Below are 19,943 nucleotides of genomic sequence, written 5' to 3'. Positions count from 1 at the left end.
GGCCGCCGCTCACGGCCCGATGTGGAGGTGCGCCGCCCACAAGTGCGGTGCGGGCAACAGGCGTTCACGCAGCGACCGGACGGCGTGGTGCAGGGCCGGCGCCGGGTCGAACGGGCGGAGCCCGGCCGCGTCGTCCGCCGCCAGCGCGGCGTAGAAGTCCCCGGTGACGCGGCGGGCGACCTTGTCGGAGACGCTCCACAGCGTGCCGATGACGTGGGTGAAACCGGCCAGTTGGAAGGACGGCGCCAGGTGCACCGCCTCGTCCGGCAGATCGTGGCCGCCCTGGGACGTCGAACAGGCCGACAGGAAGGCCAGCTCGGCGTCCACCGGGCGTCGCGCGAACAGGTCGAGGGCGCTGAGCCGGCCGTCGTGCAGGATCAGGCCGCTGTTCGACGGGCTGCCCGGGTCGCTGACGCCGTGACAGCTGAAGTGCACCCAGGAATGCCGGTACAGCGCCCGGCGGACCTGCTCCACGGTGGCCTGCGCGCCGTCCAGCCGCACACCGCCGGGGAAGAGCTCGGTCACCAGCGCGGCCTCGGCCTCGGCGCCGGGCAGCGGGGGGCCGCCCGGGGTGTGCGCGAGCGCGACCACCAGCGGGGCGGGGCGCCGGCGGGGTGAGGCGGTCACGGTCGTCCTGCGCCGGGCGCGCAGCAGGGAGCGCACCGTCGGCGTGTACGAGGAGACGACGCGGTCCAGGACCCAGGTGCCCGGCAGGCGCCGGCCCTTGCCCGCGGCGTGCAGCGGCAGGAACGCCAGCCGGCCCGCCGGGCACCACCACAGCCGCGGCCACTCCTCGCCGTCCAGCGGGGTCCCGCGCAGCCCGAGCCGGTCCAGGACGGGCGCGGCCAGACCGTCCCACAGCCACGCCAGAACGGAACCGTGCATCTGCATCGCCCGCTTGGCCTGTGCCAGGCCCTCGTCCCCGTAGGCGGCGTCGATCCACCGCTCGTCGAAGACCAGCGCGGCCGCCGCCACCTCCTCCGGGGTGAGGTCCGGCAGCGGCAGGACGTCGATGCGCGGCGCGCCGCCGCCCCGGGCGGTCAGGATCAGGGCGTGCGAGCCGTACCCGCTGACGTTGACCACCACCACCGGGCCGCGCTCCGCCACCGAGAGCAGCTGGCGGGTGGTCGGCGGGCGAAGGAAGTCGTCGAGCTCGGGCAACTCCCGGATCTCCTCCAGGAGTTGGTCCCAGCGGCGGGACAGCGCGTGGCGTTCCTCGGCGTCCCGCAGGGCGGCCGCCCCGGCGCCCGACATCCCCTGGACGAAGAAGGCGTCAGGAGCGTTGACGCCCACCGGCTGCAGCGCGGGGTGCTCCCGGCCCAGCCGGTCCCGGATCCGTTCGAACTCCGCGGCGCGGACCGGGTCGAGCTCGCGCAGCCGGGACAGGTCGCCCTGGTTCTCCAGGCCCTGGGCCAGCAGCACACCCCGGCCCTGTTCGAGCAGGGCCAGCGCCCGCGCCGGATCGCCGGCCAGGATCGCCAGCGCCGCCGCCGAACTGGCCAGCCCCCGGCCCGAACTCAGCCGGTCCTCCTGGTCGATCCGGGCGAGATGACGCGGTGCCACGCTCGACAGCAGGCCCACCGCGTGGGCGAAACCCTCCAGTGCCTCCGCCGAGCGGCCCGTGCCCGCCGCGATGCCGCCCCACAGCCGGGCCGCGCGGAGGCGGGTGTGCGGCGGCAGCGTCAGGTCCTCGGCCGTCTGCCGGATCAGCCGCATCGCCTCCGCCAGATCGACCCTCTCGCCCCACTCGGCCCGCCGCAGCTGCGCCGTCGCCAGCACCTGGCGGGCCGCGGCGTGCATCGGGTCCGGGGCGTGCGTGGTGTCGGCGAGCGCCTCGCGGGCGGCCGCCGCGGCCCGGCGCAGCGCCGCCCGGGCGGGACGTTCGGGGAGCAGATCCGAGGTGTGCAGACCGGCGAAGCCCAGGCGGGCCAGCGCGAGCGTCCGCAGCGGATGGGGGGAACCGAGTTCCACCACCAGGTCCTCCAACCGCCGGCAGGCCTCGACGGCGGCCGCGGCGTCCTCGGCCGAGCGGGCCTGCTGGAAGCGCACCGTGGCCAGGTTGAGCGCGGCGCGCTCCCGGGCCAGCGACATCCCGCCGCGCTGGTCGGCGGCCTCGCTCAGCAGGGCGAGCGCCCGCTCGCGCAGCGCGGCGTCACCGGTGCTCGTGGACAGGTCGAACAGGGCCGTGCCGAGGTTGTTCAGCACCATCGGGCGCCGCGCCGAACCCGGGGCGGTGTGCTCCAGCGCCGTCCGGAACACGGCGACGGCCTGCATCGTCCAGCTGCGGTCACCCGTTCGCGCCGCCCGGCCGAGCATGGCCGCACCCAGGTTGGTGAGGACCAGGCACCGGTCGCTGTACCCCTCGGGCGCGGAGGCCAGCGCGGCCTTCAGGGTGCCGAGCGCGGCGTCCATCCGCTCGTCCGAGCCGGACTCCACCGCCAGCGACCACTGGAGGTAGCCGAGGCCCGCCTGGACGGAGGCGCGTTCCGGGGCGTGCTCCGGCAGGTGCAGCAGCGCGGCACGGCAATGGTCCATCGCCTCGGCGCGCAGCTGCCCGTCCGGCCGGAAGCCGTACAGGTCGGCGAGGCAGGTGGCGAGCCCGTCGAGGGCGTACGCGTGGGGTTCCGGCGCGGTCAGGGCGATGGCCTCGCGGTGCCGGGCGGCGGCCTGCTCCAGGTGCTCCGGGCCCCCGGTGAGCTGGAAGCGCAGACGCAGGTTGTTGCCGAGGGTGACCAGACAGTCGGCGCGGTCGGCCACGTCGCCCCGAGGATCGGCGAGGGCCTCGGACAGCAGGGCGGAGGCCCGGTCGAGCGGGGCGGTGTCCGAGCGCAGCACGGCGGACGAGTCGAGCGCGGCGGCGAGCCGGTGGACCACGGCCAGCCGCTGCGGGGCGCCGGGCGGGGCCATCGCCAGGGCCTGTTCGAGGTGCTCCACCGCCCGGTCGAGCATCCCGTTCTCGCCGCCGTGGCCGAGCAGCGCCAGCAGCGCCGCACCCAGCAGCAGCCGGTGGTCCACGCGGTCGGACGCGGGGCACCCGTCGTCGGCGGCCACCACCGCGCCCAGCACGGCCACCCCCTCCCGGTAGGCGGTCGGGTCGCCGGTGTCCTCCGCACGCTGTATCCAGTGGGCGCCGAGCCGGGCCTCCAGGTCGAGTCGCCGTGGGTCGCCCGGGGGAAACAGCGCGGCGGCGCGGCTCATCGACGCGGCGGCCTGCCGCCAGGCGTCCCCGCCGTCCTGGCCGGTCCCGAGCGCGAGGGCGGTCCCGAGCGAGAAGCGTACGTCCGCCTCGAAGTCGGGGCCGGGGGACGGCAGTTCGAGGCACTCCCGGTAGTGCGTCACCGCCTCGGCGGCGCGCTCGTCGCGGCCCTCCCGCACGGCGGAGTCGAGCAGGTGGTCGGCGAGAAGACGCAGCGCCTGCGCACGTTCCGCCGTGGGCCGCGCCAGCTCCGTGACCAGTCGGCGCAGCAGGGCGAGCGACTCGGCGGACGGGGCGTCACTTCCCTCGGCCACGGCCCGCAGGCCCAGCAGGTCCGCCAGTGCGGCGCCCCGAACCAAACGGAGCACCGGCAACTGCGGCGAGGTGGCCTCGAACCCCGCCACGGCCCGGGCGACGGCCTCCGCCAGGTCCTGCGGGTCCCGGTCGGCCTGGTAACGCCTGGTCAGGGCGTGCGCGAGCATCGTCAGGGCGTCGGCGGACAGCGCGGTCCCGCCCGGGGCGAGACCGACCACCTGCCGCGCGGCGGCCAGCGCGAGGGCGGTGGCCCCGGCGTCGTCCTCGGCGGTGCTCCTGAGCAGCACATGGCTCAGGTTGCACAGGTGCTGGAGCCGCAAGCCCTCGGTGGGCGCGAGTTCGGCGGCCCGCCGGCACAACGCGACGCCCTCGGCCCGCAGCCGGGCCATGGGCTCGGGGTCGGGCTCGGACTCCGGCGCCGGCGCGGCCTGGGCGATCAACACCATGCCCAGGTAAGAGAGGCAGTCCGGGTACCCCGAGGGGTCCGCCGCTCCGTCCGCCCGGCGCAGCGCCTCGCGCAACAGGTCGGCCGCCTCCGGCAGGACGGCGTGTTCGCCGAACAGTACGGCGGCATGGGCCAGGACGAACCCGAGTTCGAGGCGGGTTGTCGCCCACTGGGGGTCCTCGGGCGGACACCGGGCCAGCCCGGTGCGGATCTCGGACACGGCCTCCTGGATCGCTCCCTCGCTCTGCGTGACGTCCGACCAGAACCGAAGGGAGACGCCCAGGTTGGCGTGCCGGCGGGCCTGTTCGCCGGGTGCGCCCGGAACGGCTGCCACGGCGGCGCGGCCGATCTCCACGGACTCGGCGAGCGAGGACAGCTCGGCGCGGTCGAGCCAGTCGGCCAGCAGGGCCGCGCCGAGCGTGGACAGCACCGAGCCCCGTGCGGAGACACCCGACGGGCACTGGGCCACCACACGGCGGAGCAGCCGAACCGCCGAGGCAGGCGCGCCGGCGTACCGCCAACGTCGGAACGCCAGCACCATGCCGATCGCCGCGACGTTGGCCTGCCCGACACTCGGCCCACCTCCGTCGGGGACCTGCCCGCCTCCGTCGGTGCTCGGCCCGCCGCCGTCGGCGGTCCCATCCCCGGCGGCCACAGCCAGTAGCGGTGCGAGCTCAGGTGAGATCCACTCAGGCATGTGCTGCCGCACGGGGAGCAGGCACAGCAGCCCCTCGCCGAGCAGCGCCTGGTCGTGCTGGCCGTCGGCCAGGTACCCGAACAGGTCGCCGTAGCCGAGCGCGAAGGCGTGTTCGAGCGGGAGGTCGGTGGCGGGCGGCACCCCGCCGGCCCGCAGTACGGCCGTTGCCGCGTACGCCTCGGGGGTGGTGAACCAGGCCGTCAGCGCCGCCGCCGGATCGGCCCTGGCCAGGCTGATGCAGGGAGTCAGCAGGGCGATCGCCTCGTCGGCGGTCATGGCCGGATGCCCCGCCGGGATGCCGTCGGTGTTCACAGCCACCTCCTCTCCGCAGGGATGTCGTTGGTCGTCACAGCCAGCCGCTCCCCGAGGGAGTTTCGTCGGTGTGTTCACAGCCACATCCCCCGCAGGGATGCTGTCGGTGTTCACGGCCAGCTACCCACGCACATGCCGTCAGCGTTCACGGCCAACTGCCCCGCACGGATGCCGTCAGCGTTCATGACCAGCTGCCCCGCAGGGACGCCGTCAGTGTTCGCGGCCCACAGCCCCGCGCGGACGCCCTCCGCGGTCACAGCCAGCCGCCCTCCGCAGGAATGTCGTCCGCGACCAGCATCATCAGCTCCTCCCGGCTCGGCGTCCCGGCCCCGGCGAGGCGGGTGGCCTGGCGTTCGACCATTTCCTCCAGGAGGGTGCGGGCGTCGCGGGCGTTGGCGGGGTCGCCGCGCAGCTCGCGGCGGGTGAAGCGTTCGACGAGGCGGTCGGTGACTTCGGGGGCGAGGCGGTAGGTGTGCCGTTCGGCTTCGCGGAGGACGATCTCGGTGAGTTCGGCCGGGTCGTACGGGTCGAATTCGAGGATGCGGGAGAAGCGGGAGCGCAGTCCGGGGTTGGAGTCCAGGAAGGCCCGCATCTCCTCGGTGTAGCCCGCCGCGATGACCACCACGTCGTCGCGGTGGTCCTCCATCAGCTTGGTGAGGACGTCGATGGCTTCCTGGCCGAAGTCGCTGTTCGCGCCGAAGCGCCGGGCCAGGCTGTACGCCTCGTCGATGAACAGCACACCGCCGGACGCCCGTTCGAACGCCTGGCGGGTTTTCTGCGCGGTGTGCCCGAGGTACTCGCCGACCAGGTCGCCGCGCGCGACCTCCACCAGGTGGCCCTTCTTCAGGGCGCCGAGCGCGGCCAGGATCTGGCCGTACAGCCGGGCCACGGTGGTCTTGCCGGTGCCGGGCGGGCCGGAGAAGACCAGGTGGTGTGCCCGGGGCGGCGGGGGTAGGTCGGCGTCGGAGCGCCAGCGGGCGAGCCGGAGCAGATCGACCTGGACGTCGACCTGCCGCTTGGCCTCGGCGAGTCCGATCATGCGTTGGAGTTCGGTGATCGGGCCGGACTCGGGCTGCAGGATGTCCTCGGCGGTGGCGCCGGTGCGCAGGTTCTCCATCCGCACCCGGTCGTTGGCGACCACCGCTTCGCCCGCGCATCCGGTGACCTCGCAGTCCGTCAGGCTGCCGTACACGTCCGCCTCCAGACGGACGCCGTCGCTCCCGGCACCGTGCACCCGCACCCCGCTGAGCATCAACTGGCTGTTGGCGCACGCCCACAGGGCCTTGCCCCGGCTGCCGGAGATCTCCAGCCGGTCGATTTCCACGGTGGTGCTGTCGCGGGCCAGCAGCCCGGCCTCACCGGCCTTGGTGACCGTGAAGTCGTGCCCGGTCAGCCGGCTGTTCTCGCGACAGTTCAGGCCGTACAGGCCGGCCCGTTCGACCGTGACGTGTTCGGCGGTGACGCGTGCGGTGTTCTGGAGCACCAGTCCGGAGGCGGTCACGTCGGCGATGACGGCGCCGACCAGGCGGACCGTCACACCGGTGCCGAGGCCGTGCATTCCGTTCTTGCAGCGTTCCAGGCGCAGTTCGGCCAGCTCCACCACCGAGCCCTCCTGGATCAGGACGGCGCTCTCGGACTGGTCGTGGACCCGCAGCCGGGTGAAGTCGCCGCGCGCCTTGTGCACGTTGACGCCGGTGCCGCCGAAGGCCACCGCGCAGTCGTTGACTGCCGGGACGCCGCCGGAGGCGACACTGATGCCGTGCACGCCGGCGTTCTCGATCCGGCACCTCTCCAGCCGTCCCCGGCCCTGGTCCTCGACGATCACGCCGCTGTCCCGGCAGTGCGCGAACAGGCAGTCCCGGACGGTGGGGTCGGCGCCCCGCGCGACGTACAGGCCGACGGTGGCGCCGCTGACCGTGGTGTCCTGGACGGAGCCGCGTGCCTGGTGGTCGAAGACGAGGCCGGTGGCGTGCACCTCGTCGATCCGGGAACCCAGGACCTGCACCGCGGAGTGGTCGCCGGCGCTGATCGCGGCGTCGCCGGTGCCCCGGAACTCGCAGCCGCGGATCTCCGCCGTCGAGCCGGTCACGTCGATGCCGCGGCCCCGGCTGTCGGTGATCGTGCAGTCGGTGATCTCGGCCTTCGCGCGTTCCTTCAGCACCAGCGCATGGCCCTTGGCGGAACGGAACGTGGTGCGTTCGAAGGTCCCGCCGGCGCCCGCGAGTTCGGTCCGGCCCGCGGTGATCTCGCAGTCCCGCAGCGCCAGTTCGGCGCCCTGGGCGGCGAGCAGCGCGTACTCTCCGGGCGCGTCGATCCGGCACTGCCGCAGCTCCAGCCGGCCGGTGGTGGAGACGGCGACCGGGCCGCGGCCCTCCACCGTCAGCGAGTCGAGCGTGACGAAGCCCTCGCACTCCAGGGCGGACTGCTCGGGGGTCTCGATCACCACCTGGCCCTCGCCCTCCGCCCGGACCACCTCGACGGTGCCGGACAGCAGCAGTGGCCCCGCCTCCCGGTACCGGCCGGGCTCGATCAGCACGCGCAGCGGCCGGTCCCTCGGCGCGGTGCGCAGCGCCGACCCGAGACTGCGGTGCGCCGACCCGCGCCCCTGACCGACCCGGACGGTGACCGCCTCGCCCGTCACGGACCCGGCCCGCCCGGTGTGCCCGGCGAGCAGGTTCGAACCGTACGGGGTCAGGGCGTTCGCCAACTGGGCGGGGAAGACGGTGAGTCCGTGCATCTGGGCGAGCACCGGCGAGGTCAGCGGCAGGAGTTGGACGGCCTGCCCGTCGGCGCGGAAGGACCAGTGCGGCAGCGGCGTCGGCGGGTTCGCTCCCGGGTTGAGCCGGGCGAGCACCCACGTCACCGCGAGCCGCTGCCCGGCGCGGGAGACGGTGTGCAGCCCGGTGCCCACCGAGGCGATCTCGGACCACGGCACGGCCCGCTCCCGGCCGCCGACGGCCACCACCACGCCCCGGCTCTCCACCCGCAGTTCGCACGGCCGGGACAGGCGAAGGACCAGCCACCTGGTGCCGGCCGTGCCGAACACCACCAGGGTGAGGAGCACCAGGAGCGGCTGAACGGGGCCGAAGGCGCCGAGCGGGGCCGTGGCGAGGAGGGCGGCGGCGATCACCAGCATCAGCACCGCCCGGAACCCCCGCAGCAGCACCCGGCCCGGCCAGGACAGCAGCGTGCCGGCCGCGAACACCGAGGCCGCGCCGGGGCCGTCCGGCAGCCGGGTCGTCCCGCCCCAGCGGTCCGACAGGCGCGGGACGAACACCTCGTCGAGGCGCTCGGCCGGCAGCGCCAGCGGGGCCAGGTCGAGCAGAACGCCCTGCCAGGGAGCCGACCAGCGCGGCGAGCCGCGCCCGGCCAGCCCGGCCGGGCTGCCCTGCGAGGTCCGCACCAGCAGCGAACCCCGGAAGTGCGGAGGCTCGTAGGCGGGCAGGTACCCCCGGGCCGGGAGCACGCACATCCCGTCGATCGCGTCCCACGGCAGCCGGACCTTCCGCAGGCCGCCGCGCAGTTCGAGATACCCGGGGTCGATCACCACCGTGACGGGCGCCCACGCACGCACCACCTGCCGGACCAGCACCACCGCCCACACCACGGCCGCCAGGCCGTCGACCAGCACCGCCTCCGGCCGCGTCACCACCCCGGCGAACAGCGGCAGCCCGCACCCGACGAACGCGCCGGCCGCGAACAGCGCGAACCCCGCCCGCCGCCGCCGGTACTGCGGCGACGGCCGCAGCCGCACCTGCTCGCTCTCCTGCACCATCGCGACCCCCGGGGAACCACCGACCGCCCTTCGAGTCATCAAATCAGCCAACTCCCGCCCCCGGCTGCCGGTTCGGCGATTTGCTCGGGCGAGCAAGAACCGGTGGCCTCGGCGCGTGCGACGTGACGGACCGTCAACGAGGCGCGCACCACCCCCACTTGGAGACTGGTCAACGGCCGCCCCGGTGGCCAGCATGGGTACTCGTCGTCCCGCACCACCGCGCCCAGGAGGCCCCCGTGTCGCACGCCCCGAGCCAGCCGAGCCACGCCGCCGGCCCGTCCGACACCCCGCTGCTCGGCGACACCGTCGGAGCCAACTTCGACCGGGCCGTCCGCGCCTTCCCGGAGCGCGAGGCACTGGTGGAGCGCGCCACCGGCCGGCGCTGGACGTACGCCCAACTCGCCGCCGACGTCGACGCGGTGGCGCTCGGCCTGCGCGCCAGGGGCGTCGGCCGGGGTGACCGGGTCGGCATCTGGGCACCGAACCGCGCCGAGTGGACGCTCACCCAGTACGCCACCGCGAAACTCGGCGCGATCCTGGTCACCGTCAACCCGGCCTACCGCTCGCACGAGCTGGAGTACGTGCTCAAGCAGTCCGGCATGCGCCTGCTGGTCGCCGCCCGGCAGTTCAAGACCTCCGACTACGCCGCGATGATCGCCGAGGCCCGGCCGCGCTGCGCCGACCTCGCGGACGTGGTGCTGCTCGACGGGCCGGACTGGGACGAACTGCTGCGCGCGGGCCGGCAGGGCGACCCGGCGGTGCTGGCCGGGATCGCGCAGGAGCTGGCCGCCGACGACCCGATCAACATCCAGTACACCTCCGGCACCACCGGCTTCCCCAAGGGCGCCACCCTCTCGCACCGCAACATCCTCAACAACGGTTACTTCGTCGGGGAGTTGTGCGGCTACACCGAGCAGGACCGGATCTGCATCCCGGTCCCGTTCTATCACTGCTTCGGCATGGTGATGGGCAATCTCGCGGCCACCTCGCACGGCGCCTGCATGGTGATCCCGGCGCCCGCGTTCGACGCCGGCGCCACCCTGGCCGCCGTCGCCGCCGAGTCCTGCACCTCGCTGTACGGGGTGCCCACCATGTTCATCGCCGAACTCGCCGACCCGCACTTCGACCGCTACGACCTGAGCAGCCTGCGCACCGGCATCATGGCCGGCGCGCCCTGCCCGATCGAGGTGATGAAGGACGTCATCGGCCGGATGGGCATGACCGGGGTGTCCATCTGCTACGGCATGACCGAGACCTCCCCGGTCTCCACCCAGACCCGCGCCGACGACTCGATCGAGCGCCGGGTCTCCACCGTCGGCCGGGTCGGACCGCACCTGGAGGTGAAGGTCGTCGACCAGGCCACCGGCGCCACCGTGCCGCGCGGCGAGACCGGCGAACTGTGCACCCGCGGCTACTCGGTGATGCTCGGCTACTGGGGCGAGCCGGAGCAGACCGCGCAGGCGATCGACACCGACGGCTGGATGCACACCGGCGACCTCGCCGTGATGGACGAGGACGGCTACCTGAGCATCACCGGCCGCAGCAAGGACATGGTGATCCGCGGCGGCGAGAACCTCTACCCCCGGGAGATCGAGGAGTTCCTGTACACCCACCCCGACGTGCTCGACGTCCAGGTGATCGGCGTCCCCGACGCCAAGTACGGCGAGGAGCTGATGGCCTGGGTGCGGATGCGCGAGGGCGCCCGCCCGCTCACCGCCGAGGCAGTGCGCGCGTACTGCACCGGCCGGCTCGCCCACTTCAAGATCCCGCGCTACGTGCACGTGGTCGAGGAGTTCCCGATGACCGTCACCGGCAAGATCCGCAAGGTCGAGATGCGCGAGCGGGCGGCCCGGATGCTGGGCGACTGACCGGCCGCCGCGCTGGGCGGCGCGGCGGGGTGCCGACCCTGGTGCGGGCCGTCCCGCACCTCGGCGAGGTGGTCCGGTCGGCGAAGTGAGCCGACCGGACCACCTCGGTGAGCCGTCAGAAAATCAGCTTCCAGCTGTCGACGTAGCCCGAGTCTCCCCGGTACATGTCCTGGACCTTCAGCCGCCAGGTGCCGTTGGCGACCTGGGCGGAGGCGTCCACCGTGTAGGTCTCCAGCACGTTGTCGGCCGAGTCGCCGATGTTGGCCTTCTTCAGCGAGTACACCTTGCCGTCCGGGCCGACCAGGTCGATGGCCAGGTCACCGCGCCAGGTGTGCTTGATGTCCACGGACACCTTGAGGTCGCTCGGCGCCTGGCCCGCGATCCGGTCGACGACCACGTCCGAGTAGACCGCCGCGCCGCCGTCCGGGACCGGCGTCCGGGTGGCGTTCGCGAAGATGCCCCTGGCGACCTTCCAGGTGAACGTCGTCTCGACGCTGCTGTGGTGGGAGGCCTTGGCGGTGACGGTCACCTGGTAGGTGCCCGGCGTGGTCGGGGTGCCGGTGATCCGGCCGGTGACGGGGTGGAGCTTCAGACCGTCGGGGAGGCCTTCCGCGTGGAAGGTGAGTTGACCGGGGTTGAAGTTGGTGGCGCGGAGCTGGAGATCGGCCGGGGTGTCGACCGCGGTGATCTGGGAGTCGATGGAGTCCACCATGATGCCGTCCACGACGCGCGGGCCGACGTTGATCGCAGCCCAGGCGTTGGCGGTGTTCATGTAGGTCGCGCTGGTCTGCCCGTACAGGTCGGCGGCAGCCTTCAGGGTGGCGACGCGGGCGGCCGCGTAGTTGGTGGAGGAGGTCATGTAGGTGGTGAGCGCCCGGTACCAGATCTTGGCGGCGGCGTCCCGGCCGATCCCGGTCACCGGCAGGCCGTCGGAGGTCGGGGAGTCGTAGTTCACGCCGTTGACGGTCTTGGCGCCGCTGCCCTCGGAGGCCAGGTAGAACCAGTGGTTGGCCGGGCCGGAGGAGTAGTGGACGTCGATCGAACCGAGGCCGGAGTACCAGGCGTCCTTGGAACGGCCGTCCTTGGAGGGCTTGTCCATGTAGCGCAGCGGGGCGCCGGTGCCGTAGATGTCGATCTTCTCGCCGACCAGGTAGTCGCCCTTGTCCTGGGGGTTGTTGCCCCAGAACTCGATGGCGGCGGCCATGATGTCGGAGGTGGCCTCGTTCAGGCCGCCGGACTCGCCGCTGTAGATCAGGCCCGCGGTGTGGGAGGTGACACCGTGGGTCATCTCGTGGGCGCCCACGTCGATCGAGGTGAGCGGGTGGGTGTTGCCCGAGCCGTCGCCGTAGGTCATGCAGAAGCAGCTGTCGGACCAGAACGCGTTGACGTAGTTGGTGCCGTAGTGGACCCGGGTGTAGGCGCCGACGCCGTCGTTCTTGATGCCGTTGCGGCCGTGGACGTTCTTGTAGTAGTCCCAGGTGAGTTGGGCGCCGTAGGCGGCGTCCACGGCGGCGGTCTGCCGGTTGGCGACGGTGCCGTCGCCCCAGGTGTCGGTCGGGTTGGTGAACAGCGACTTGGTGGAGCCGCTGGTGCCCTTCAGGTCGTAGGTGCTGTGGCCGCCACGGGTGTTGTCGGTCATCGCGAAGCCGCCGCCCGCCGCGGTGGTGCCGATGGTGACCTGACCGGAGAACTGGCTGTTGCCGACGCCGGTCTCGATGCCCTGGTACTCGAAGATCTTCTTGCCGGTGTTCGCGTCGGTGATGACGTGCAGCTCGGACGGCGTGCCGTCCTCCTGCGTGCCGGTGACGATCGTCTCCCAGGCCAGCGTCGGAGTGCCGGACGCGGCCCAGACGACCTTGCGGACGTTGTCGGCCGCGGGCTCCGCGACCTTCGCGGTCCCGGCGCTCTCCAGCGCGAGGCCCTTCGCCGAGTCGGCGCTCTCCTTCTCGCCGGTGTCGACCGCGATGTCCGCCTCGGTGGCCTTGGTGACGCCCGTGGTCGAACCGTCGGGGGCGCTGTGCACGACCAGGTCGCCGCCGAGCACCGGCAGCCCGGCGTAGGTGCGCTCGTACCGGGTGTGCACACTGCCGTCCGCGTCCTTCGTCACGGACTTGGCGATCAGCGCCTCCTCCGACCCCAGGCCCAGCGCCCTCGCGGTCTCGGCCTTGGACGCGTCCGCCGCGGCCAGCAACTCGCCGCGCTGCTCCGCCGACAGCTGCACCGGCAGCGCACCGGCGATGGCCTGGACCTCGGCCGGGGCCTGGTCCGTGGTGTCGGCGGCGGCGACACCGGACGTCAGGGCGGCCGCGATCATCGCGGCGCCGGCTATCAGCGCGGTCGCGGTGACGGTCTTTCGGGAGGATCGAGTCACACGGAACTCCTTCTGCGACGGCCGCGTGGGTACGGCCGGAGTCAGCCGGGAGGGCAGGGATGATGCCGCCCGGTAGAGCTGGTGGTTCGAACGGGTCGGACGGTGTCCGACGTGCTCGCCGCATCGTGTGGTGCGTGTGCGTCTGCAAGGGCCGCTGCGGCGATGGGACGGTACAGTGCCAGCTTTGTTGGGAACGCGTCACCCATGCGGCAACAAGTTGGCCGAAATGCTTCGTTGCCGACGTAATGTCGAGGTAATCGGCCGTCAGCAGGCAGGTAATGCGCCAAAAAAAACGGGAGCCGGGGACGGCCCCACACCGTCCCCGACTCCTCTTCCCGCGCTCCCGGACGGGCCCCACACCCACCGAGAGCTCTTCCCGCCTCCGGACAGACCCCCACGCCTGCCGGAGGCCAAACCGCTACGCGGCGGGCGTGATCAGCCCGTAGTGCCCGTCGTAACGGTGGTACATGACGTTGCCGCGGCCGGTCGCGGCATCGGTGTAGAAGACGAACGGCAGCCCGCTCAGATCCAACCGGGCCCGGGCCTGGGCACCCGTCAGGCAGGGCACCGTCAGGCGGCTGACCACCAGACCCGGCACCGGCTGCGGCAGCGGGCCGGTCGAGGCCAGCCGGTAGCCGCCCGCCGCGCCGCGGTAGATCAGGCTGTCGCACCCACTGTCGGCGTCCGTGAACAACTGGAAGTCGTAGTCCATCGCCTCCAGTTCGAACACCGCGTCGAGCGCGCCCAGCCGCGCCGCGCTGTAGCTGCGGTGCCGCACCAGCCGACGGTCCTCCGGCTCGCGGTGGCGGCGCTGCGGGCGGTGCTCCGGGTCCAGGCCGTCGGCCCAGCCGAGCGGCGTACGGGCCGGCCGGCGGTGGTGGCGCAGGCGGGCGATCCGCGACACCAGGCGGTCCTGGAGCAGATCGACGGCCTCGCGCATGGTGGCCGCCGCGACGTGCGCCCGCACCGGACGTCCGTTGACGTCCACCGTGGCCTGGGCGAGCGAGGGCCGGGCCATCGCGTGGTTGGGCTCCTGCACCAGCCGCACCCGGACCGCGAGGACCGGCTCGTCCATCCGGTCGAGCACGGCCGCGATCTTCACCCGCGCATAGTCGGGGGCGCCGGCCGAAACCTCGCCGCGGGTCTCCACCAGCACCTCGGCGACACTACGGGTCTGCAGACGGTTCATCAGAAACTCCTTTCCCGATGACTCCAGCCTGCTCCCTCGCCCGCTCTGCGCCGAGGGCCGAACGGTCCACCCCCGGGAGCCGACGGGCCCGCCCGCTTCGGGACGGTCGGCCGGCATGATCGACGGCGGGTCAGTTCTGCTTCGGCTCGTCGTGGTTGTCGCCGCCGTCGTGCCGGTGCTCGCGGCGGGCCTCGCGCCGCCGCGAACGCAGATGCCACACCAGCAGACCCACGACCACCACCGCCGCCACCGCGATCGCCAGCGAACGCCCCACCGTGCCCTCGACGCGCGAGTACGCGGAGCCCGCGAAGTAGCCGAGCAGGGTGAACCCCACACCCCAGAGCACCCCGCCTATCGCGTTGAACAGCAGGAACCGCGGGTACGGCATCCGCGACACCCCCGCCAGCGCGGGCATCAACGCCCGGAAGAACGCCACGAACCGCCCCAGCAGCACCGCCACCGGGCCCCGACGGCGGATCAGATCCTGCGCCCCCTCGATCCGGTCCGCGTGCCGGCGCATCGGCTTCGTCCGCAGCACCGCCGGACCGAGCCGGCGGCCCACCTCGTACCCCGTCGAGTCGCCGAGGATCGCCGCGGACACCACCACCAGCACCATCAGGCCCAGCGAGACCTTGCCCTGATGGGCCAGCAGGCCGCCGAGCACCGCCGCCGTCTCGCCCGGCAGCACGAACCCGAAGAACAGCGCGTCCTCGGCGAACACCAGGGCCCCCACCACCGCGTACACCACCGGGCCCGACAGCCCCCGCAGCCAGTCGGTGACCGCGTGCACCCGGACCACCTCGCTCCCGGCTCGCCCGCCGTCCGGCCCCCACCGTAACGCCGGGCCCGCCACCGCCCGCAGAACCTGCCGCCCGGGGGGCGCGTCGCAGGCCCCCGATGGGCCAGACTGTGGCGGTGACCGCGAGATCCCTGGCCAAAGGCAGCAACCTCCCGATCGACGTGCCCGCCGTGCACGCCGACCTCAGCTGGACGCCCGCACCCGGCTCCCCCGACCTCACCGCCGCCGCGCTGCTGCTGACCGCCGGGGGACAGGCCCGCGACGCCGAGGATCTGATCCGGCGTCACCGGTCCCCGCACCGCTCCGGCGCCGTCCTGTGCCGCGGGCGCACCGGCGGGCCCGAGGCGCCCGTCGAACGGATCGAGGCCGACCTCGCGGCGCTCGACGTCCGCGACGCCGAGGTGCAGCGCGTCCTGCTGCTGGCCGCCACCGACGGCGAGGGCACCTTCGGCCGGGTCCGCGACCTGACACTGGCGATCTCCGACGCCCGCACCGGCCTGCCGCTCGCCCGCTTCGCCATCGAGGCCGGCCGGGAGACCGCACTGATCGGCGGCGAGCTCTACCGCCGCGGCGGCCACTGGAAGTTCCGCGCCGTCGGCCAGGGGTACGCCAACGGCCTGGCCGGCCTGGCCACTTCCTACGGCTTCACGCTGCCCACGGACGCCGGGCAGGAACCGGAGGCGGAACGGGAGCCGGAGCCCGAGACGGTGGCGGGGTTGGAGCCGGAGCCGGAGAGCGCACCTCTCACCCGCGAGTTCAGGCTGCGCCCGGCGGCAGAGCCTTTGCCGGAACCGGAGTTGGAGCCCGAGCCGGCTCAGGAGACCGAGCGTGCAGCGGAGCCGGAGCCGGAGCCGGAGCCCGAGCCCGAGCCTGTGCTGGAGCCGGAACCCGTGCCCGTGCATGCCACCCGGGAGCTCAGGCTGCGCCAGGTGGAACAGCCGCTGCCGGAAACGGAGTTGGCGCCCGATCCCGAACAACGGCCGGACGCCACCCGCGAGCTGAGGCTGCGTCCGCTGCCCGCGCCCGTGCCTGCGCCCGACCCGTTCGCGTCCTCGCCGGCCCCGCTGCCCGTGCCTGCGCCCGACCCGTTCGCGTCCTCGCCGGCCCCGCTGCCCGTGCCTGCTCCCGACCCGTTCGCGTCCTCGTCGGCCCCGCTGCCCGTGCCGTCGCCGGAACCCTTCGCGTCCGCGCCGTCGCCGGAACCGCTCCCGCCCGCCGTGCCGCCGCGGCCGCTCCACGCGCCGGACGTCTCCGCCGCCGAGCAGCAGCTCCCCGTGGACATGCGCAAGCGCCTCTCGTTGCGCAAGCAGCAGGTCGCCGTCAGCCTCCAGAAGCACGGTGCGCAGGGCGTGGTGGCGCGGATCCTGCTGGTGCTGGACGCGTCCGGGTCGATGATGGGGCTGTACGGGCGGGGCGTGGTCGCGGACGTGGTGGAGCGGATGGCCGCCGTGGCCGCGCAGTTGGACGACGACGGCACCATGCAGGCGTGGACCTTCGCCACCCGTCCGGCCCGGCTGCCCGACCTGAGTCTGCCGGGGCTGCCCGAGTGGCTGCGCCTGCACGTGAGGCCCGGTGAGGCGGCCCTGAAGAGCCTGTTCGGCCGTCGCCGGATCCGGCCGCCGAAGCCCGATGGGCGGGTGGACATGAAGGCGGTCGGGATCCAGAACGAGGAGCACCGGGTGATCGCCAAGGTGCGGGATTTCGTCCGTGCCTTCCCCTCGCCGCTGCCCACCCTGGTGCTGTTCTTCTCCGACGGCGGCATCTACCGCAACTCCGAGATCGAGGCGCAGCTGCGGGCCGCCGTCGAGGAGCCGATCTTCTGGCAGTTCGTGGGCCTCGGCCGCTCCGACTACGGCGTGCTGGAGCACTTCGACCAGTTGCCGGGCCGCCGGGTCGACAACGTCGGCTTCTTCTCGGTGGACGACATCAGCACCCTCCCCGACCCGGAGCTGTACGACCGGCTGCTGTCCGAGTTCCCGCAGTGGATCACGGCCGCCCGCCGGGCCGGGATCCTGCGCTGACGGCCGGTCGGGCGGCGGTCAGGCCGCGGCGTGCGTGGTGCGGTCGGTGACCGACACCACGCCGTCCACGGCGGCGCAGAGTTCGCGCAGGGCGCGGGTGTGGCAGTGCGGGGCGGTGGTGCCGCTGAGGGTGACCTCGCCCTGGACGACGTCCACGCTGATCAGGGCGGGGCTGGTGCCTTCGACGCTGGTGAGGATCTCCTCGACGATCTCGCGGCGGATCGCCCGGTCGTCGCGGAGGAAGACTCGCAGCAGGTCGCCGCGGCTGACGGTGCCGATCAGGCGGCCGTCGGCGGGGGAGACCACGGGCAGGCGTTTCACCCGCCGACGGGTCATCAGGCGGGCGGCGGCGACCACCGTGCTGTCGGGGGTGGTGCAGACGGCGGGGGCGGTCATCAGGTCGGCGGCGGTGGTGCCGGTGCCGCGCAGCTGCACGGGTGCGGGCAGCAGGGACGCCGGGTCGTACTGGGTGAGCTGGGTGCGCAGCAGGTCCGCCTCGGAGACCACGCCGAGCGGCCGGTGGTCGGCGTCGACCACCGGCACGGCGGTGATGTCGTACTCGGCGAGCAGCGCGACGATCTCGCGGAAGCCCGTGCCGGGGCTGACGGTGACCACGTGACGGGTCATCATCGCTCCGACGGTGCAGTGCCGCATCGTCATTCGCCTCCTCGGTCCGCGCTCCGGTGCCGACGTTCCCACTCTGCGGGGTGGGCGGCGTCGGGTGCGAGGGCCGGAGGTCCCGGCCGGTGGGGCCGATCGGCGGGGCCGGGCTGGGGCGGCAGCAGCCGCAGGCCGGACACCCACTCGGGGCGGATCCGGACGGAGACGGAGGGCGGCCCGGTGGCGGCGGTGGGGTGTATGGCGTCGGCGTGGCCGAGCACGGTGACCGTCCAGCCGCTGCCGTCGGCCGGGTCCACCTGGTCGGCCTGGAAGGCGACGACGGCGCCGGTCACGGCGCGCAGCAGCTCTTCGTCGGGCTGGTCGACCAGGACGCTGCCGCCCTCCGCCAGGCGGTAGCGGACCGGCAGGACGGCGGGCAGAGCGTGCTTGGTGTAGACGAGCCGGCCCACCGAGTGACGGGCCATCAGGCGCAGGCACTGGCCCGGATCGAGGCTGAGGCCATCGGGGGAGGAGACGGGTTCGCTGGTCATACTCCGATCCTGGGTGCTCGCACCCGCGTGGCGGGAGGGCCGTTGGTCGTTCCCGTGCCGGTCGAGCGTCCCCGGAACGGCACGGAACGAGATCTGTGCTACGAACCGATTACGTTCCTTAACTGTTCATAGAACTGTTTGTGTGTTCATCGACAGGCTGTCAGTCGGCCAGACCCCCGCTACCCGACTGGAGTCACGAGTGAGCCCCTCCTCCTCCGCGCGCCGACGCACCCTCACTGCCGGCGCCCTCGCGGCGAGCGCCGCACTGCTCGTCGCCGCCGTCCAGGTCGACACCGCCTCCGCCGCCCCCGGCCGCGACGCGGCGATCGCCCGCGCGGAGGCGAACGTCTCCCACCACGCCGACCTGTTCGGCTTCGGGCCCGGCCAGGGCCTGAAGGTCAAGGACGTCATCATCGACGCGGACGGCACCCAGCACGTCCGCTTCGACCGTACCTACCGCGGGCTGCCGGTGATCGGCGGCGACCTGGTGGTGCACCAGGACGCCCGTGGCAAGCTCGCCGACTCCTCCCGCGCCAAGGGCCACGACCCGGCGGTGAAGTCCGTGGTGCCCGCCGTCTCCCCGCAGCACGGCGCCGCCGCCGCGCTCGGCCAGGCCCAGGGCATGTCCGGCGCCACCGCCACTCCCGAACTGGTCGTCTGGGCCGCCGACGGCACCGCCCGCCTCGCCTGGCAGACCACCGTCAGCGGCGAGGGCAAGCAGGGCCAGCCGGCCGGCCGGGTCGTCGTCACCGACGCCAACACCGGTGAGACGATCGAGAACTACGACTCCGAGCAGTCCGCGGCCGGCACCGGCCACTCCGAGTACACCGGCGACATCCGGATCGACACCACCCAGCAGACCGACGGCAGCTACGCGCTGATCGACCCGGTCCGCGGCCACACCACCAAGGACGCCAAGAACCTCGGCGCGAGCAGCGTCAAGGCCGGCTCCGGCAGCGTGGTCACCGATGCCGACAACGTGTGGGGCGACGGCCGGAAGTTCTCCACCGACCGGGCCACCGCCGCCGTTGACGCGCACTCCAACACCGCCTGGACGTACGACTACTACCTCAACACCTTCGGCCGCAAGGGCATCAAGAACGACGGCCGCGGCGCCACCGTCTTCGTCCACGTCGGCACCAACTGGGACAACGCCCAGTGGTCCGACACCTGCTTCTGCATGATGACCGGCGACGGCAACGGCACCACCGATCCCGAGCAGGTGGACCTCGACACCATGGGCCACGAGATGACCCACGGCGTCACCAGCGCCACCTCCAACCTGCGCTACAGCGGGGAGTCCGGCGGCCTCAACGAAGCCACCAGCGACATCTTCGGCACCATGGTCGAGTGGTACGCCAACAACGCGGTGGACACCCCCGACTACCTGTTCAGCGACCAGTCCACCCCGCCGTGGCTGCGCCGCTTCGACAAGCCTTCGCTGGACGGCCGCTCCGCCGACTGCTGGAGCAAGACCGTCGGCAAGCTGGACGTGCACTACTCCTCGGGTGTCGCCAACCACTGGTTCTACCTGGCCAGTGAGGGCAGCGGCAGCAAGACCATCAACGGCTACACGTACAACAGCCCGACCTGCAACAACTCCACCGTCACCGGCATCGGCAACCAGAAGGTCGCCGCCATCTGGTACCGGGCGCTCACCGTCTACATGACCTCCACCACCAACTACGCCGGGGCCCGCACCGCCTCCCTGAACGCCGCCCGCGACCTGTACGGCGCCGGCTCCACCGAGTACGCGACGGTCGCCGCCGCGTGGAGCGCCGTCTCCGTCGCCTGACCGCACGGG

General features: G+C 73.3%; 10 protein-coding genes. 3 read left to right on the top strand and 7 right to left on the bottom strand.

Going from position 1 to position 19,943, the window contains the following annotated elements; translation table 11 throughout:
* Positions 1 to 9: 9 nt before the first annotated feature.
* A complete protein-coding gene (locus ACFV18_RS13555) occupies positions 10 to 4,971 on the bottom strand; it encodes a CHAT domain-containing protein (protein WP_380482616.1) in 4,962 nt (1,653 codons plus the stop codon).
* 247 nt (positions 4,972 to 5,218) lie between these two features.
* Positions 5,219 to 8,740, bottom strand: a complete 3,522-nt coding sequence (locus tag ACFV18_RS13550) for a right-handed parallel beta-helix repeat-containing protein (RefSeq protein ID WP_380482615.1) — start codon at positions 8,738 to 8,740, stop codon at positions 5,219 to 5,221.
* A gap of 236 nt (positions 8,741 to 8,976) precedes the next feature.
* Here ACFV18_RS13550 and ACFV18_RS13545 point away from each other — a divergent pair, with 236 nt between their 5' ends.
* The gene (locus tag ACFV18_RS13545; RefSeq protein ID WP_380482612.1) at positions 8,977 to 10,608 is read left to right on the top strand and encodes an AMP-binding protein; all 1,632 of its coding nucleotides are present in this window, start codon (positions 8,977 to 8,979) and stop codon (positions 10,606 to 10,608) included.
* A 115-nt stretch (positions 10,609 to 10,723) separates the two neighbouring features.
* On the opposite strand, the gene ACFV18_RS13540 is transcribed toward ACFV18_RS13545, so the two are convergent.
* From ACFV18_RS13540 to ACFV18_RS13530, 3 genes are all read right to left on the bottom strand, one after another.
* Entirely contained in the window at positions 10,724 to 12,922 is a 2,199-nt protein-coding gene (locus tag ACFV18_RS13540; RefSeq protein ID WP_380482782.1) for a M4 family metallopeptidase, read from the bottom strand.
* A 475-nt stretch (positions 12,923 to 13,397) separates the two neighbouring features.
* Complete coding sequence (locus tag ACFV18_RS13535; protein ID WP_380482610.1) at positions 13,398 to 14,168, bottom strand: sigma 54 modulation/S30EA ribosomal C-terminal domain-containing protein; 771 nt, start codon at positions 14,166 to 14,168, stop codon at positions 13,398 to 13,400.
* Positions 14,169 to 14,298: 130 nt separating this feature from the next.
* Positions 14,299 to 14,958, bottom strand: coding sequence for a DedA family protein (locus ACFV18_RS13530; RefSeq protein ID WP_380482607.1), 660 nt, complete (start codon positions 14,956 to 14,958; stop codon positions 14,299 to 14,301).
* A gap of 125 nt (positions 14,959 to 15,083) precedes the next feature.
* Here ACFV18_RS13530 and ACFV18_RS13525 point away from each other — a divergent pair, with 125 nt between their 5' ends.
* Positions 15,084 to 16,988, top strand: coding sequence for a VWA domain-containing protein (locus ACFV18_RS13525; RefSeq protein ID WP_380482605.1), 1,905 nt, complete (start codon positions 15,084 to 15,086; stop codon positions 16,986 to 16,988).
* An 18-nt stretch (positions 16,989 to 17,006) separates the two neighbouring features.
* On the opposite strand, the gene ACFV18_RS13520 is transcribed toward ACFV18_RS13525, so the two are convergent.
* Both ACFV18_RS13520 and ACFV18_RS13515 read right to left on the bottom strand, forming a co-directional pair.
* Positions 17,007 to 17,648, bottom strand: coding sequence for a CBS domain-containing protein (locus ACFV18_RS13520; RefSeq protein ID WP_380482603.1), 642 nt, complete (start codon positions 17,646 to 17,648; stop codon positions 17,007 to 17,009).
* Positions 17,645 to 18,139: a pyridoxamine 5'-phosphate oxidase family protein gene (locus ACFV18_RS13515; protein WP_380482600.1), complete on the bottom strand. Its 495-nt coding sequence runs from the start codon at positions 18,137 to 18,139 to the stop codon at positions 17,645 to 17,647. The genes ACFV18_RS13520 and ACFV18_RS13515 overlap by 4 nt, the downstream gene beginning before the upstream one ends.
* Positions 18,140 to 18,338: 199 nt before the next feature.
* On the opposite strand from ACFV18_RS13515, the gene ACFV18_RS13510 reads away from it, so the two are divergent.
* Positions 18,339 to 19,934 (top strand): M4 family metallopeptidase, encoded by a 1,596-nt coding sequence (locus ACFV18_RS13510; protein ID WP_380482599.1) that lies wholly within the window; start codon positions 18,339 to 18,341, stop codon positions 19,932 to 19,934.
* Positions 19,935 to 19,943 lie beyond the last annotated feature (9 nt).

The sequence above is a fragment of the Kitasatospora sp. NPDC059673 genome (assembly GCF_042734215.1).
In the GTDB taxonomy this organism is placed as follows: Bacteria; Actinomycetota; Actinomycetes; order Streptomycetales; family Streptomycetaceae; genus Kitasatospora.
This window is presented reverse-complemented; position numbering and strand designations above follow the sequence as displayed.